The sequence below is a fragment of the Aequorivita sp. IT1282 genome (genome assembly GCF_058068205.1).
Genome location: NZ_JBYRHR010000001.1, coordinates 84,104 through 99,682, shown reverse-complemented (window position 1 = coordinate 99,682; position 15,579 = coordinate 84,104). Strand labels below are relative to the sequence as shown.

The window sequence follows — 15,579 nt, the reverse complement described above, 5'->3', positions numbered from 1 at the left end:
GAGCCGAAGCAATTAGTGTCATTCTGACTCCGCTCAATTTCCCAAAATATTAATTACCCTTTTTATAATCTTCTAAAAATTGCTTTAAACCGCTATCGGTCAATGGGTGTTTTAGTAAACCTTCTATTGAAGAAAGCGGGCCTGTCATTACATCGGCGCCTATTTTTGCACAGTTAATTACGTGCATTGTATGGCGAATTGAGGCTGCAAGAATTTTTGTTTCGAAACCGTAATTATCATAAATCAAACGAATATCTGCAATTAACTCCAACCCGTCGGTCGAAATATCGTCCAAGCGTCCGATAAACGGCGAAACGTACGTTGCTCCCGCCTTTGCAGCCAACAATGCCTGTCCTGCGGAAAAAACCAAGGTACAATTAGTACGAATGCCGTGATCTGTAAAATATTTAATCGCCTTAATACCTTCTTTTATCATCGGTACTTTTACCACAATTTGTGGATGAAGTTCAGCAAGTTCCTCGCCTTCTTTTACCATTCCTTCAAAATCTGTTGCAATAACTTCTGCCGAAACATCGCCATCAACAATATTGCAGATATCAACGTAGTGCTTCAGAATATTATTACGGCCAGTAATGCCTTCCTTTGCCATCAACGATGGATTAGTGGTTACGCCGTCGAGCACCCCTAAATCTTGGGCTTCGCGAATTTGGTCAAGGTTTGCAGTATCGATAAAGAATTTCATAGGTAAGGTTTCAAATTAAGTTTAGCAAAAATAGCGAAGAATGTGTAAATTAAATACCGTTGTTTACAAAGATTGATAAGTTGAAAATTCAACAATTTTACTTCAACCCATAATGCTTCAAAAGCATGCGCTCATAAACTTTATCTGGCAAAACACGTTTCAGTACAATTGAAAATTTCTGTAGTGATGAGCCTACTTTATAATGAATTCTCGGATTCGGGTTTTCAATAATTTTATATACCACCTTAGCCATTTCCAACGGATCACCACCATTATCTACGTGCTCGTTCATCATTTTTAGCGTGTTGCCGTAGTTTTTGTTGTAAGGCGAATTTTCTAACACTGGCGCATGATAACGACCAGCGGCAATGTTTGTAGCAAAATCGCCCGGAGCAATATTCGCCATTTTTATTCCAAATTGCGAAGTTTCCATTCGCATTGCTTCTATGGTAATTTCCAATGCAGCTTTGCTCGCAGAATAAATTCCGCGGTACGGAAGTCCCATATATCCAGCGATAGAAGTAATATTTAAAATATGCCCAAAACCCTGTTTGCGCATTTGTGGCAAAACGGCTTTAATTACATTTATAGGTCCGTGAAAATTGGTTTGGAAGGCATTTTTAATTTCGCTTTCGGGAGTTTCTTCAATTGGGCCCGTAATCCCGACGCCAGCGTTGTTTATTACAACGTCTATCTTTTGGGTTTTACTAATAATTTCAGCAATTACCGCTTTAATGGAATCAGTTTCGTTCACATCCATTTTCAGAAGTGGAAACGCAGAATTAGTAATTTTATCGGGGTTTCGGCTAGTTCCGAATACTTGGTAGCCACGTTCAGAAAGATATTCGCCAATGGCTTTACCTATTCCCGAAGAACCGCCTGTAATGAGTACTACTTTTGGCATAAATGGTTGTTGAAGGGCAAAGGTGCGCTTATGTGCTGGGTTTTCCAAATAGTTTTTGCAAAAAGACACAAGAACCAATATCGCTTTGCTGCAAGAATCAAGACGGGTGTGAGATATTTTTTTGGAATCTGTCCTGTTTCCCTTCAGTCCTGTTTCGTGCTTCCCTTTCAGAACGAAAGTTTAGCGCACAAAAAATGGCAAGCTACCTACATCACACCGCTCAACTATTTACCTTTGCTGCGTTCCCGCCCTGGAGGATTCAACAGGAGCTGGTTGTGTAGGACTTGCCGCCGCAAAGATAAGGCTTTTTCAAGTTTTTGCAAGTATTTTTACATTTCAATTTTAATAAATACCTTGCAGCAAATTAATTGTTACACATGAAAATATATAACGTTTTAGCTCCTACACTTTTACTTCTTTTTTTGAGTGGCTGCGGAAGTAATTCTGAAGAAAAAAAAGATAATTTTTCATTGAAAATTGAGAATCCAAAGAAGACTTACACCACCAAAGATGTGCTAACAGTTTCATTAATCAACAAAAAGAATATTGAAACCGATTCTATCCTTTACTTTTTGAATAAAGACAAAATTGAAGTTTCTGGTAAAACCATTTCCCTTTCGGGGAAAAAGTTAGGCGAAAAAATGCTAATAGCTAAGATTTATAGAGATGGAGAAGAATTTGAAGCTTCACAAAACATCACTATTTTGTCCGCTATAAAACCAAAAATTTACACTTATAAAATTTTAGAAACCTATCCGCACGATATAAATGCCTACACTCAAGGTTTAGAATTTGAAAACGACACTTTGTACGAAAGTACCGGACAATACAGAGAATCTTCGCTGCGAAAAACAGATTATAAAACAGGCGAAGTATTGCAAACAGTTGGTTTAGCCGCACAATATTTTGGCGAAGGACTAACTATTTTAAACAACAAAATATACCAACTTACGTGGCGCGAAAACACAGGTTTTATTTACAATCTTAAAACCATGGAGCAAACAGGAACATTTGTTTACGGACAAAGTCGCGAAGGTTGGGGGCTTTGCCACGATTCCGAAAACAATATTTATAAAAGTGATGGCACCGACAGAATTTGGACATTAAATTCGAACACACTTGCTGAAAAAGATTACATAGAGATTTTTACAAATACCAGCAAAATAAGCAGTGTAAACGAGCTAGAATGGGTTGAAGAGAAAATCTATGCAAATGTATATCAGCAGGGGTCCATCGCTATTATTGATCCTACAAACGGTGCGGTAGAAGGTGTGATAGACTTAACCGATTTAAAAGATAAAGTTACCCAACACCCAAAGTTGGATGTGCTTAACGGAATTGCTTACAACGGCGAACCAAACATACTTTATATAACAGGAAAAAACTGGGACAAGCTTTTTAAAATCGAGATAATTCAGAAATAATTAGCTGTTTTTGATTAGCAAAGCGGAAAAATTTTACCACGAATGCACGAATAATTATTTAAAAATATTCGTGCATTCGTGGTTTGTTTTTTAATAACACTTTTCCCTCACCCAAATAGCTAGTTCCCTCAAAAGCTATTTTTTCATGGTTCAATATTTGATTTCTTTGAATCAACAAAACCATCGAAATCATGAAAAAATCTATCACAATCCGCATTCCAGAGCCTTGCCACGAAGATTGGGCTAAAATGACTACTACCGAAAAAGGCAAATTCTGCGGGGTTTGCACCAAAGAAGTGGTCGACTTAACTTCAAAAACCGATGAAGAATTGGTGAAAATTCTTTCGAAAAGTAAAAATACCTGTGGAAGGGTGAAAAAATCACAACTCAACCGCGAAGTAAAATTAGAGCGCAAAAGCGGACAAAGCTTCGCTCCCATTGCGGCTTCAATGTTACTTCCGTTGACGTTGCTTTCAAATAATCCAAAAACTGAAACTAACTCACTTTCAGAAAAACCGATGATTTCATTGGGAATTGGTCGTTTTAGCAAAGCACTTGATAGAATTCAAATAATTACCGAAGGAGTTGTAACTGATGAAAACGGAAACCCATTAAGAAATGTTGAAATAACTTCCAACGAAACGGGAGCACGTGAATGGACCAATAAAAAAGGCGAATACAGAATTGTAACACTGGATAACGAACGTCTTTCCTATAATCTAAAGGATTACTATACCAAAGTAATTAGTTTAAGTAGCTCCTCAAAAACAATTGCTGTTTCAATGAATCGTGAGGTAATTATAGAAAGTATCATGGTTGGCAAAATAGCTCCCACTATTGAAAAGCCAATAAAGCCTGATTCAATATCCAACTTCACAAAAGGTGTAGTTGCAGATGACACGGGCTTGCCGCTACCCGGGACAAATATTATAATAAAAGGAACTTCCACTGGAACACAATCAGATTTTGACGGCAATTATAGCATTGAAACTAAACCAGGCGATATTTTGGTTTTTAGCTACGTAGGATTTGAAACCCAAGAAATAACGGTTTCAAATATTTCAAATACTATAAATTTAGAACTTTCGGGAGCAATGATGGGCGAAGTTGTTGTTACTGGTGGAATTTCTTATAACGACTATTATGTACCTGATAAAGATCCTAATTGGTACGAAAAAGCAAAAGCTGCTTATAAAAACACTATTAAATTCAATAAACTTCAAAGAGCTCGCAAAAAAGCGGCGCGTAAAAACAAGTAGCGGGATGCAGCAAAATGGTGAAGCTCGAGATTATTTAGAAATAGTTATTCGTTTCTGATTAGAAAGGAGAAAATTTACACCACGAATACACGAAATATTTTTTTTTTAAAATATTCGTGTATTCGTGGTTATTCTTTTTTCTGGCACAGGATTCTCTCAATACAATCCCGACAGAAAACTTCTACCAGCATTACAATAATTAGCTTCATAAAAAGTTATATTTTTACCAAAATTATAATTGAATGAGATATTTATACGGTTTGGCAATTTTGTGTTGCCTAGTATTATGGAGTTCTTGCCGCAACGATTTTGAAACCGTTGCCAGCACCGGAAACTTAGAGTTTTCAAAAGACACGGTTTATTTAGATACTATTTTTTCAAACATTGGTTCTAGCACCTATAACTTAAAAGTTTATAACCGAAGCGATGAGGATATTAACATTCCTACCCTTCGTTTGGCGCAGGGCGAAGCTTCTAAATATCGCTTGAATGTTGACGGAATGCCCGGAAAGGTTTTTGAAAACGTACAAGTTTTGGCAAAAGACAGTATCTTCATTTTTATTGAAACTACATTCGATATAAACAACCTACCTACCAATCAACTGGATTTTCTTTATACAGACGAATTGCTTTTTGATAGCGGTGGAAATCAGCAAAAAGTAGATCTGGTAACCCTTGTAAAAGATGCCATTTTCCTTTTCCCTGAAAAATATGCCGACGGAACTACCGAATCACTTTACTTCGGTCTTGACGAGAACGAAGAACCAATATATATAGAAGGATTTTTATTAGACGATGACGAATTAACCTTCACAAATGAAAAGCCATATGTAATCTACGGTTACGCAGCTGTTCCCAGCAATAAAACGCTGACTATTGAAGCAGGTGCTCGCGTACATTTTCACAATGGCAGCGCTCTTTTAGTCGCTGAGAACGGAACAATAAAATCCATGGGTGAAAAAAGTGACGATCCCATTGCTTTAGAAAAAGAAGTGATTTTTGAAGGAGACCGTTTGGAGCCTGGATTCGCTGACATTCCGGGGCAATGGCTTAGCATTTGGCTAACATCTGGTAGTGTAAACAATGAATTTAATTATACCACGATAAAAAATAGTAGCATTAGTCTGAATGTGGAGGATAGCCCCGTAACCTTAAGAAATGTGCAAATTTATAATAGTTCATTTTACGGCATACTTGCAAAAACTGGTGTAATTGAAGGTGAAAATATGGTGATAAACAATAGCGGACGTTCCTCATTGGCAATTGAATTAGGAGGTAGCTATGAATTTAGACATTGTACTTTTGCTAATTATTGGACCAACAGTTTCCGCTCCTTCCCTGCTGTTTCAATAGATAATAGCCTAGAAAGTGGTGATGATATTTTTGTGGCAGATTTAATAAAAGCGAATTTCAAAAACTGTATAATTTACGGTAACGAACGCCGAGAATTCTCCGTTTTTAAAAATGATGCGGCCGCTTTCAATTTTAATTTTGAAAATTGTTTAGTCCGTTTTGAAGATCCAACGGGAGAGTTTAGCGACAATCCATTATACGATTTTAGCAATAACAATTTGTACACTGCAACTCAATTAAACTTAGATCCTATTTTTCAAAATACAGATATGAATAATTTCAATATTGAAGCTCAAACTTCTGGTGCAGAAAATATTGGTAAAAATGGTGTTGGTCCAGCATTAGATTTAAATGGAACTTCGCGTAGCACTCCGCCAGATGCCGGAGCTTATGAAACTACAATATTTCCCGAAGGTTAAGAAAAAGAAGTGTATAAAAAACCCGTCCAATGTGGCGGGTTTTTTTATGCTCAGTTTTTAAATTTGAAGTTATTGTGCTTTTAACCACTTCAGCTTTAGTTTTGAGTTTTTTCGCTCCACAGGCTGCATTATCAAAGTATCGCCACTAAAGTAGAAACGTCTTTCTGCCGTTAACCCAAATTCGGATGGGTTTGAGTGCGAAAGTTTGAAATGCGAAACAATACTATCTGCTTCAGAAACTTTGTAATTCCCCACATAATAGTATGATTTCGTGATATACTTTAAAGATTCCAATGGAATGGTATCGGTAAAATTTGGAAATTCAATTCCCGTGTTTTCGTAGCCTTTATCATATAAATGAAGCGCCACATGGCCACTATCATCATAAAGCAGATAACCGTCCATTCCACCGCGATAATGACTCCAAGTGTTTGTCGCGGTGTCGCGCACTTGCATACTTTCGAGCTTCCAAAGACCTTTAATTAATGGGCTTGTTGGTTTTTCGTTTTGACAGGAAATTGCAAATGCAAAAATTCCAGCGGCAACGATGTATTTTATTTTGTTCATTTTAGAGAAGTAATTTTGTTAGATACTGAAAGACCTACAAGGTTTTAAAAATCTTGCAGGATGTATTTATTTAATAGTCAATTTTTCCTTCTTTCGCTTCCCACTTTTTGAAAACTCTTCGGCCCTCTTCCCTATCCAGATTAATAAATTTAACCGTTCGGTTCTCGATATTTTTTTCTATTTCATCGTAAATAAAATCATCGTCGAAGCCTATTTCCGCGGCATCTTCCTTTGTACATGCATAGAAAACGGCTTTTGGTCGCGCCCAATAAATAGCACCTAAACACATGGGGCAAGGCTCGCAGGAAGTATAAACGATACAATCGTCTAGTTGAAATGTATTTAAAACAGCGCAAGCTTTTCGGATTGCAACTACCTCAGCATGTGCGGTTGGGTCGTTACTGGATGTTACTTCGTTGAAACCTTCGGCAATTATTTCGCCATTTTTTACCACTACTGCGCCAAAAGGGCCGCCAGCGTTGTTGTTCATCCCTTTTTCCGAAAGTTCTATGGCGCGTTTTATAAACTGTTTGTCTTTTTCTGTGATCATTTTTTAATAATTTTATTTTATGTATTTGCTTCTAAAAATCTATTTATAATGTTGACAATCTTTTCAACTGGGGCGTTTTCAATGGGATGTTTCAAATTTTCAATTTCCTTAAATGTGCCATTTGGCAACCATTCCGCTACTTGTTTTGATTCTACTTGGGTGGACATAGTATCCAACTCGCCGAGACAAATAAGTGTTGTATGATTAATTTGCTTAAAATCTGTTGCTTTTAAAGTTGGATTGTCGCCTAAGCGACCCATCATTTTAGCAGTTTTAATAACAACGCCTTTCCAGTTATCTATTCCATGTAATTGCTCCAAACGGTTTGCAAAAGCTGGGACTTTAATTTGGATGGTTTCCGGATTAAGCATTTTAATTTCACTTTGGGCAAAAGACGGTGTCCATTCAAATTTAGTGCCCAGAGTTATAATTTTTCCCACAAATTCGGGATAGTTTTTTGCCAGATTTAGAGCTACATATCCACCCATGCTAAATCCAAAGATATTCACTTTTGCAATTTTTATTTCGTTCAAAAAACTGATTATATTTTCAGAAAATAGGTCTATTGAAAATTCTGCATCGCTATTAAAATTGCCGTGTCCTTCAAAATCCAAGACGAAAACATCATAGTTTAATGATAGTTTTTCCTGAAGAGAAACCAATTGTTGGCTGCATCCCAGTGCGCCGTGTAATAATAGGATTGGATATTTCAAAGCAAATTTTATTACTATTAATTTGAAAACAGCAAAAGCTCCTCGCCATCTTTATAAACATAAGTTCCAATTTCGGAAAGACCTAATTTTTTTAAAAGATTTATGGAAGAAAGGTTAGTTTCAAGGGTAATAGCTAGTAATGTTTTGAGTTTTAAATTTTCCGAAGCAAACTGCATAACTACTTTTGAAGCCTCGTAGGCATAACCTTGATTTCCGAACTCTCGCAAAAACGCAAAACCAATATCTGGGTGGTCTAAATTGTCTCTTTTATAAAGTCCCGCGGAGCCGATGGGTGTTCCATCTTTTAGAGAAACTAAAAACGGACCGAACCCATTTTTTTCATAACTACTCAGGTAAAATTTCTGCATATAAGCCTCGGCATCTTCAACAGTTTTGATCTTTCTGTCGCCAATATTCTTTAGCCATCCTTCGCTATTCATCAACTCAAAAATGAATGGAGCATCGTTAATAGTATACTCCCTCAATTCAAGTCGGTCGGTTTCTATTTTCATATTATTAAAAGCTATTGAACAATGTTCAAAGATAAATAATTGCCAGATTGCTTACCATTACAAATAAAAAAACCTTCGGCTGCTAACCGAAGGTTTTCATTCAATATTCAAACAAACTACTTTAATCGAATTGTTTTGAAACTCCTTCATAAAAACCGTTTTCTGGAATTTCATACACTTTTCCTTGGATTCTAAATTCCAGAATATCTTTATATGAATTCAATTCGCTGTAATGCATTAATGATATCGAACCCAGCGGCAATGTTTCAAAACCATTTAATTCTGGGTACGTTCGCTGAATATTCAACCGTAAGTTTTCTTTTGAAAAAGCTACCTCAGGCGCAACTTCGCCATAAATGCTGTGGGCAACAGATACAGTTTCGTTGGTATTGGATCCTCGGAAAATTATATTATAAATAGCAGCATCGCCACTAGTGGTAATATTAAAATTTGCTGGGGATTGGTTGTTTACCGTAAAGCTTATTTGGGGAGTGGCAACAGTAGTTGGAATGGTAGCTGTAAGCATTTCATTAAAATACTGAAAATTAGCATCTCCGAAACTAAGTCGAAATAGAAAAACATCAAAAATAGAATTGGGCACAGGAATAGATAGCGAAGTATGACCATCGGGGTAATTGCCCTGCCTGATTGAATGACGAATCCCGTTGGTGCCTTTAATACCTTCAAGACCGAAACCGTATATAGTATTTGAAGGAATTTGTACATTTACACTGCTTTGAATTTCTGGCAAAGTGGCGTAATCTATATTAAAAACAGAACCTTCAGGAATGTCTCTTTGCCAAAAATATCTATCAAATTGATCGTTCGGGCTTTTTAAAGTTATGTAGAAATCACTCGTTGGCGATGCCGCTAAATTTCCTCGATAATTATAATAGCCGCCGTTTTCGGGACCAAAATTTCCTGCGCCAGACGTGCTAGAAGTTACTTCGCTCGGATAACCGGTATTGATGAAGTTTAAATAAATTTCATCATTTGAGTTTTCAAGCGTCGGTCTTGAACCTATTAAATATTCACCCGAATCTATATCTGAAAAAGTGATTAACGTATATAATTCTTCGCCAGCAATATCAATATTTGCATAATACATATAGCTTAAATCGTGAACTGATGAAGGCTCTCCTTCAAAATTTAGAGTTAACGATTGCCCTATTTGAAGTTCGCCACTATCTAATATGTTTCCGTTTTGATCGCTTAGAAAGGCTTAGAGGCTTTGGGTAAATTGGCTGAAACGATATTCCGGATCAACGTTTAATGTAACTGTAAAATCCTGTAATTCGGGAGCTGTGTCGTCAGCATCTTTTGAGCAACTAATGAATACTGCAGAAAGCACTAAAAGAATGAACCAGTTTTTCATAGCGATAGGTTTTTATGAATTTTTAAATTTTAAACTCTTTACCCTATAGTCTGAAAAAATTTAAATAGTTGCGTCGAAAAACAAAAAAACCTTCGGCGATCGGCCGAAGGTTTTATAAAAATTTGGTGCTGTTTTACTTAACTTTTAAAAAGAGGCAAGCCAGACATCATTTCATTTACTTTCACTGCAATGCTTTCTAATTTGGCTTCATCTTCTCGGTTCATAATTACTTCATCAATTAAATCGACGATTTTACCCATATCTTTTTCAACCAAACCTCGCGTGGTAACGGCTGCCGTACCAATACGAATTCCGCTAGTAACGAAAGGTGATTTATCATCAAAAGGCACCATGTTTTTGTTTACCGTAATATCTGCTTTCCCTAAAGCTTCTTCAGCTTCTTTTCCTGAAATATTCTTGTTACGAAGGTCTATTAGCATCATATGATTATCTGTTCCGCCAGAAATAACACCATAACCTTTTTCAACAAATTTTTGCGCCATTACAGCTGCGTTCTTCTTCACTTGCACCATATAATGAAGGAAATCGTCAGTCAAAGCTTCACCAAAAGCGATTGCTTTTGCGGCGATGATATGCTCCAATGGTCCTCCCTGATTTCCAGGAAAAATAGCGCTGTCCAAAAGACTGCTCATTTTACGAAGGTTACCGTTTTTCAATTTTATTCCGAAAGGATTGTCAAAATCTTTACCCATCAAAATCATTCCGCCACGAGGACCTCGAAGGGTTTTGTGAGTGGTTGTTGAAACAACGTGACAATGCGGAAGCGGATCGCCCATAATTCCTTTGGCAATTAATCCCGCAGGATGTGCAATATCCGCAAAGAGAATTGCCCCAATTTTATCTGCAATTTCTCTAAAACGTTTGTAATCGATTTCACGAGAATATGCGGAAGCTCCGGCAATAATCATTTTTGGTTTTTCCTTAAGGGCTATTTCTTCAACTTTATCGTAATCAATATAGCCAGTTTCTCTATCAACACCATAAAACACGGGCTCATAAAGTCTGCCCGAAAAATTTACGGGAGAACCGTGCGTTAGGTGCCCACCGTGTGAAAGGTCGAAGCCTAAAAATTTATCGCCGGGTTTTAAGCAAGCTGCAAAAACAGCGGTATTAGCCTGTGAACCACTGTGTGGCTGCACATTCGCATATTCTGCTCCAAAAAGCGCTTTGGCTCTATCAATAGCTATTTGTTCAACCTCATCCACCACTTCGCAACCACCGTAGTAACGTTTTCCGGGGTAGCCTTCGGCGTATTTATTGGTAAGTACAGAACCTGCAGCCTCCATTACTTGGTCGCTTACAAAATTCTCTGAAGCAATTAGCTCCAAACCATTTAATTGGCGTTGTTTTTCTTCTTCTATAAGTTCAAAAATTTGTGTGTCGCGTTGCATAGTAAATGTTAAAATTTTGAAGTTTAGTGTTTAAAATATGTGGAATTTATTGCTTCAGAACCATAAACTGAAACCATAAACACCTTTGAAAGTTAATTAAATCCAAAAATACTAATTACATTCGGTAACTATCATGAAATATATATATTTGATGCAGATTTTTACTAACAAATACTAGTTGAAGATAAAATCTAATTATCAATTAAATCTTTGATTTCTAACATTCTGAGTTTTTTTACTTAGTTTTATTTTCAACAAAAAAAATAACCATTCACATGCCTATAACTGCTAACGACCCCACACGAAAAACTTGGCTCGAAACCGCGCCAGACACAGATTTCCCTATTCAAAATATACCTTTTGGCGTTTTCTTGACTAGCGACGATATAATTACCATCGGTACACGTATTGGTGATTATGCCATTGATCTTGGCGCCCTACACCAATTGGGATATTTTAAAGGAATTGAACTCACAGACGATATATTTCTTCAAGATACCTTGAACGATTTTATTAGCGATGGAAGAAAAACTTGGCGTTTGGTACGTAACCGAATTGCCGATATTTTTGACAAAGAAAATCCAGACCTTCGCGACAAAAAAGATCATAGAAAACACATCCTTTTTACAATGGATGAGGTAGAAATGCAGCTTCCTGTGCAAGTAGGAGATTATACAGATTTCTATTCAAGTAAAGAACACGCCACGAATGTTGGTACTATGTTCCGCGGAAAAGAAAACGCGTTGATGCCAAACTGGCTTCACATTCCGGTGGGTTACCACGGAAGAAGTTCTTCAATAATCCCAAGCGAAATTAATGCTCGCAGACCTTGGGGACAAACCATGCCCGATGGCGCTACAGAACCTGTTTTTGGTCCGTCGAAATTGGTAGATTTCGAATTAGAAATGGCTTTTATCACAACAGATGCAAATGTTTTGGGTGAACCCATTCCTGTTAATGAAGCTGAAGATCATATTTTCGGATTAGTACTTTTCAACGATTGGAGCGCGCGCGATATTCAAAAGTGGGAATATGTGCCACTTGGACCATTCTTGGCTAAGAATTTTGCGTCTTCCATTTCTCCATGGATTGTTACATTGGATGCGCTACAACCTTTTAAAGTAGAAGGCCCGAAACCAGAAATGGAGCAACTGCCATACCTTCAATATAAAGGGAAGAAAAGTTATGATATAAATTTAGAAGTTTACATTGCACCCGAAGATGCGGACGAAACAAAGGTTACAACTTCTAATTTTAAATATATGTATTGGAATATGAGCCAGCAATTGGCGCACCATACCATTAATGGATGTAATGTAAATAGTGGCGATATGATGGGCAGCGGTACCATTTCTGGTTCTACTCCAGACTCATTCGGTTCTATGTTAGAACTTACTTGGCGAGGAGAAAAGCCCATAAAACTCTCTGATGGTACTGAAAGGAAATTTATAAATGATAACGATACCGTAATCTTAAAAGGGTATTGCCAAAATGAAACTGTGCGCATCGGTTTTGGAGAGTGCAGAACTAAATTATTGCCTGCAATTAAACAATAAATACATAATTTATTAAAAAAATAGGGCAGCTTTTTAAAAAAAAGCTGCCCTATTAGATATTTATATTCTACACAAATTTTAATTACAATTTAGACAATTTGAATCCAAACTGTTAGGATTTCAAAATTCTATAGGCATGGGCCTTCAGTGCATCCATGAGCCAAATGGGCTGCAACAGCATTTTCACTAATATAAATAGTTTGCTTGTTGGATGGATTGCCAGGAGGACTATGACAAACGTAAACTTTATGACCCACATCGGTCTGACCTTCGCTAAAACTAGAAGACATACAAGCCACTAGTAAGATTCCAAAAAATAAAGATAAATTTTTCATAAGCACTGGTTTTAAATGAGTTAGACTTCTTAAAGGTAATAAATTAATTATAATAAGGATGTTAAAATGAAGATTTATTCAGAATTAAAAACGTTAAGAATAATGATCTCAAAAAATATTTTTGATAAATCATCTGTTGGTGTTTAAATATTTCAATTGGAAATTATCAATCAATATTGGCACCACTATTGTACTTTAGCCTTCATAACCAAATCAATTTGTTATGAAGGCTTTCTATACGCTATTATTCACGATGTTTTTCATTATTTCTTGCAACAGCGTGAAGCGAACCCAAAAGTTTGTTTCTCAGGGAAATTATGATGAGGCAATAGAACTTGCCACTAAAAAACTTCAAAAAGATAAAGGAGCAAAAGAATATGATGCGCATATAAGTGTTTTGGAAGAAGCATTTCTAAAAGCGAAGGACGAAGATACTCGCCATCTTGCTTTTCTGAAGAAAGAAAATAGTCCTGCAAACGCTAAGGAAATTTATTACACCTATTTAGATCTTCAATGGCGACAAAATTTAATTCGACCTTTACTGCCGCTATACAGCGTTTCAATGGGGAGAAAAGCAAATTTTGTGTTTTCTGATTACAATAATGATTTGTTGCAGGCAAAGGATTATTATGTGAAATCTTTATATCAAGAGGCCGTTGTTTATATGCAACGCAACACTAAGCTAGATTTCCGCAGTGCATATAATGTTTTGTGTGAATTAGATGAAGTACAACCTAATTATAGAGATGTTTTTCAGCTTAAAGAAGATACGCACTTTCGAGGGACCGATTTCATTTTTGTTGCTTTAAATAACCATACAGGGCAATTTATACCTTTCCGTTTAGAGCAAGACTTGCTCGATTTCAACACTTATGGTTTAGACGATTTCTGGACTGAATACCACAGCCAGCGGGAGAATGGAATTAATTATGATTTAGGCATCGATTTGAATTTCCAAACCATTCAAATCTCTCCGGAACGTATTGCAGACAGACAATTCACCAGAAAACAACGTATAAAAGATGGTTACGATTACAGACGCGATCGCGCAGGAAATATAGTGCGCGACAGTTTGGGGAATCCTTTTAAGATTGAAAAATTTATAGACGTTTCTGCTACGGTTTATATTACCACTCAAGAAAAAGCCGTGTTAGTTGGTGGAGCAGTAATTTATAAAGATTTAAACAAAAGGCGAAACCTTAACAGTTTTCCGCTTTCTTCCGAATTTGTTTTTGAAAATGCATACGCCACCTTTCGTGGCGATGAACGTGCATTAACAGCCGATGACCGCAGACTTGTGAGCAATCGCCCTATCCCCTTCCCCAACAACGAACAAATGGTTTTTGATGCTGGGCAGGATATTAAAGAAAGGTTTAAGGTGATTTTGCGGGATAATACTACTTATTAAGATTTATAAGTTTTTTTTCTCAGGATTTTGACGCACATCGAAAAGAGTTAATATAATAATTCGATTGCCTTTTATTCTATAAAAAATTCTAGTTTGTTTACTGAATTGAAAACCGCGGATACTTTTATCGGCAACTTCCAAACTCCCCAATTCTGGATAATTTTTCAAAATTTCCAAAAAATCAATTAATTTATTGGCAAAAGCATTGCAGTTCTTAAGCCAAATTTCGTTTGTATATAATCCGTAATAGAAGAATAGTTTTTCTGGGCACGCTTGGTAAATAAAATTTCCATTGAAATTACCTGAAGATTTCTTTGTAAGGAATGAGCTCCTCTTCATTTTCAGATTCGTCATAAGCTAAAAGAACTTGCTCCTTTTCAAAGTCTGATAAACTGCTCCAAAGATTTGAAGACTTGCTTATTTCACGGCTTTTTAAAAAATCATATAATGATTGAATCAGGCGTTCATCCTTAATATTGCCCATCATTTCCAATAAATTGCTTTTTAATTCCGCAGTTCCCATAAAATAAGTTTTAGCTAAATTAAGGAAAATTATTGAACAAACTTCTCCAAATGCGCAGCCTCAATAGAATGATGCGAATCGTTATGAACCACTATTCCATCTTTAATCACAATCATTTGAGGACTTTCGTGAGGCACTTTAAAGCGCGCTGCAATTTCATTTGAAATATCGCGATTTTGAATAAGATCGAGGTAATACAGTTTTAATTTGTCATCGGCAAGATTGTAACTTTTCTCAAACATCTTCAAAACACCTCTGCTAATTCCGCAGCGAGTGGAATGTTTAAATATAGCAACAGGAATGGTTTTGGATTGTGCTACTAATTCATCCAATTGTTCCATATTGCTCAATAAATTCCAAGGCAATTCTTTTATTTCTTCCTTTACAATATCTTTTGGTGTTTTAAAAATATCAAATAATCCCATAATTATAATTTTTATTCAAAATTACGAGAATCATTATGGTTTTAGTCTAAAAGAAATGATAAAACTAAGATAGCTCAATCGGTCAAAATGTCTGTTGAATTGTAGTGATCGCCCGACATTTTGTCTTAATTTTACCATGGC

The 15,579-nt window shown here is 36.4% G+C and carries 17 protein-coding genes and 1 other RNA gene; 5 read left to right on the top strand and 13 right to left on the bottom strand.

The features are described from left to right. Positions 1–49: 49 nt before the first annotated feature. From fsa to ffs, 3 genes are all read right to left on the bottom strand, one after another. The gene (gene fsa, locus AC3RVG_RS00440; protein WP_111845058.1) at positions 50–703 is read right to left on the bottom strand and encodes a fructose-6-phosphate aldolase; all 654 of its coding nucleotides are present in this window, start codon (positions 701–703) and stop codon (positions 50–52) included. A gap of 97 nt (positions 704–800) precedes the next feature. Continuing rightward, on the bottom strand, positions 801–1,607 hold the full coding sequence (locus AC3RVG_RS00435; protein WP_489689454.1) for an SDR family oxidoreductase: 807 nt from the start codon (positions 1,605–1,607) through the stop codon (positions 801–803). A 192-nt stretch (positions 1,608–1,799) separates the two neighbouring features. After that, an RNA gene (gene ffs / locus AC3RVG_RS00430) (signal recognition particle sRNA small type) lies at positions 1,800–1,897 on the bottom strand. Positions 1,898–1,984: 87 nt separating this feature from the next. Here ffs and AC3RVG_RS00425 point away from each other — a divergent pair. The 3 genes from AC3RVG_RS00425 (at position 1,985) to AC3RVG_RS00415 (ending at position 6,062) form a co-directional block, all read left to right on the top strand. Continuing rightward, positions 1,985–3,031, top strand: coding sequence for a glutaminyl-peptide cyclotransferase (locus tag AC3RVG_RS00425; RefSeq protein ID WP_489689453.1), 1,047 nt, complete (start codon positions 1,985–1,987; stop codon positions 3,029–3,031). A gap of 191 nt (positions 3,032–3,222) precedes the next feature. Next, the gene (locus tag AC3RVG_RS00420; RefSeq protein ID WP_489689452.1) at positions 3,223–4,290 is read left to right on the top strand and encodes a carboxypeptidase-like regulatory domain-containing protein; all 1,068 of its coding nucleotides are present in this window, start codon (positions 3,223–3,225) and stop codon (positions 4,288–4,290) included. 242 nt (positions 4,291–4,532) lie between these two features. Further along, positions 4,533–6,062 (top strand): hypothetical protein, encoded by a 1,530-nt coding sequence (locus AC3RVG_RS00415; RefSeq protein WP_489689451.1) that lies wholly within the window; start codon positions 4,533–4,535, stop codon positions 6,060–6,062. A 69-nt stretch (positions 6,063–6,131) separates the two neighbouring features. On the opposite strand, the gene AC3RVG_RS00410 is transcribed toward AC3RVG_RS00415, so the two are convergent. From AC3RVG_RS00410 to glyA, 7 genes are all read right to left on the bottom strand, one after another. Beyond that, the gene (locus tag AC3RVG_RS00410; RefSeq protein ID WP_489689450.1) at positions 6,132–6,629 is read right to left on the bottom strand and encodes a lipocalin-like domain-containing protein; all 498 of its coding nucleotides are present in this window, start codon (positions 6,627–6,629) and stop codon (positions 6,132–6,134) included. 70 nt (positions 6,630–6,699) lie between these two features. Continuing rightward, positions 6,700–7,179 (bottom strand): nucleoside deaminase, encoded by a 480-nt coding sequence (locus tag AC3RVG_RS00405; RefSeq protein WP_489689449.1) that lies wholly within the window; start codon positions 7,177–7,179, stop codon positions 6,700–6,702. Positions 7,180–7,196: 17 nt separating this feature from the next. After that, the gene (locus AC3RVG_RS00400; RefSeq protein WP_489689448.1) at positions 7,197–7,892 is read right to left on the bottom strand and encodes an alpha/beta fold hydrolase; all 696 of its coding nucleotides are present in this window, start codon (positions 7,890–7,892) and stop codon (positions 7,197–7,199) included. Positions 7,893–7,909: 17 nt separating this feature from the next. Next, entirely contained in the window at positions 7,910–8,404 is a 495-nt protein-coding gene (locus tag AC3RVG_RS00395) for a GNAT family N-acetyltransferase (protein ID WP_489689447.1), read from the bottom strand. Between the two features lie 121 nt (positions 8,405–8,525). Further along, positions 8,526–9,512, bottom strand: coding sequence for a hypothetical protein (locus tag AC3RVG_RS00390; protein WP_489689446.1), 987 nt, complete (start codon positions 9,510–9,512; stop codon positions 8,526–8,528). A 114-nt stretch (positions 9,513–9,626) separates the two neighbouring features. Then, positions 9,627–9,779, bottom strand: coding sequence for a hypothetical protein (locus AC3RVG_RS00385; protein ID WP_489689445.1), 153 nt, complete (start codon positions 9,777–9,779; stop codon positions 9,627–9,629). Between the two features lie 137 nt (positions 9,780–9,916). After that, on the bottom strand, positions 9,917–11,191 hold the full coding sequence (glyA, locus tag AC3RVG_RS00380) for a serine hydroxymethyltransferase (protein WP_489689444.1): 1,275 nt from the start codon (positions 11,189–11,191) through the stop codon (positions 9,917–9,919). 275 nt (positions 11,192–11,466) lie between these two features. Here glyA and fahA point away from each other — a divergent pair, with 275 nt between their 5' ends. After that, positions 11,467–12,747: a fumarylacetoacetase gene (gene fahA, locus AC3RVG_RS00375; RefSeq protein WP_489689443.1), complete on the top strand. Its 1,281-nt coding sequence runs from the start codon at positions 11,467–11,469 to the stop codon at positions 12,745–12,747. Between the two features lie 128 nt (positions 12,748–12,875). On the opposite strand, the gene AC3RVG_RS00370 is transcribed toward fahA, so the two are convergent. Beyond that, positions 12,876–13,037, bottom strand: coding sequence for a hypothetical protein (locus tag AC3RVG_RS00370; protein WP_489689442.1), 162 nt, complete (start codon positions 13,035–13,037; stop codon positions 12,876–12,878). A 268-nt stretch (positions 13,038–13,305) separates the two neighbouring features. Between AC3RVG_RS00370 and AC3RVG_RS00365 the strand changes: the two genes are divergently transcribed. Beyond that, positions 13,306–14,490, top strand: a complete 1,185-nt coding sequence (locus AC3RVG_RS00365; RefSeq protein ID WP_489689441.1) for a hypothetical protein — start codon at positions 13,306–13,308, stop codon at positions 14,488–14,490. 298 nt (positions 14,491–14,788) lie between these two features. Here the strand turns inward: AC3RVG_RS00365 and AC3RVG_RS00360 are convergent, their stop codons facing one another. Beyond that, positions 14,789–15,013: a hypothetical protein gene (locus AC3RVG_RS00360; RefSeq protein WP_489689440.1), complete on the bottom strand. Its 225-nt coding sequence runs from the start codon at positions 15,011–15,013 to the stop codon at positions 14,789–14,791. 29 nt (positions 15,014–15,042) lie between these two features. Continuing rightward, positions 15,043–15,438: a bacillithiol system redox-active protein YtxJ gene (ytxJ, locus tag AC3RVG_RS00355; protein ID WP_489689439.1), complete on the bottom strand. Its 396-nt coding sequence runs from the start codon at positions 15,436–15,438 to the stop codon at positions 15,043–15,045. Between the last annotated feature and the right edge of the window lie 141 nt (positions 15,439–15,579).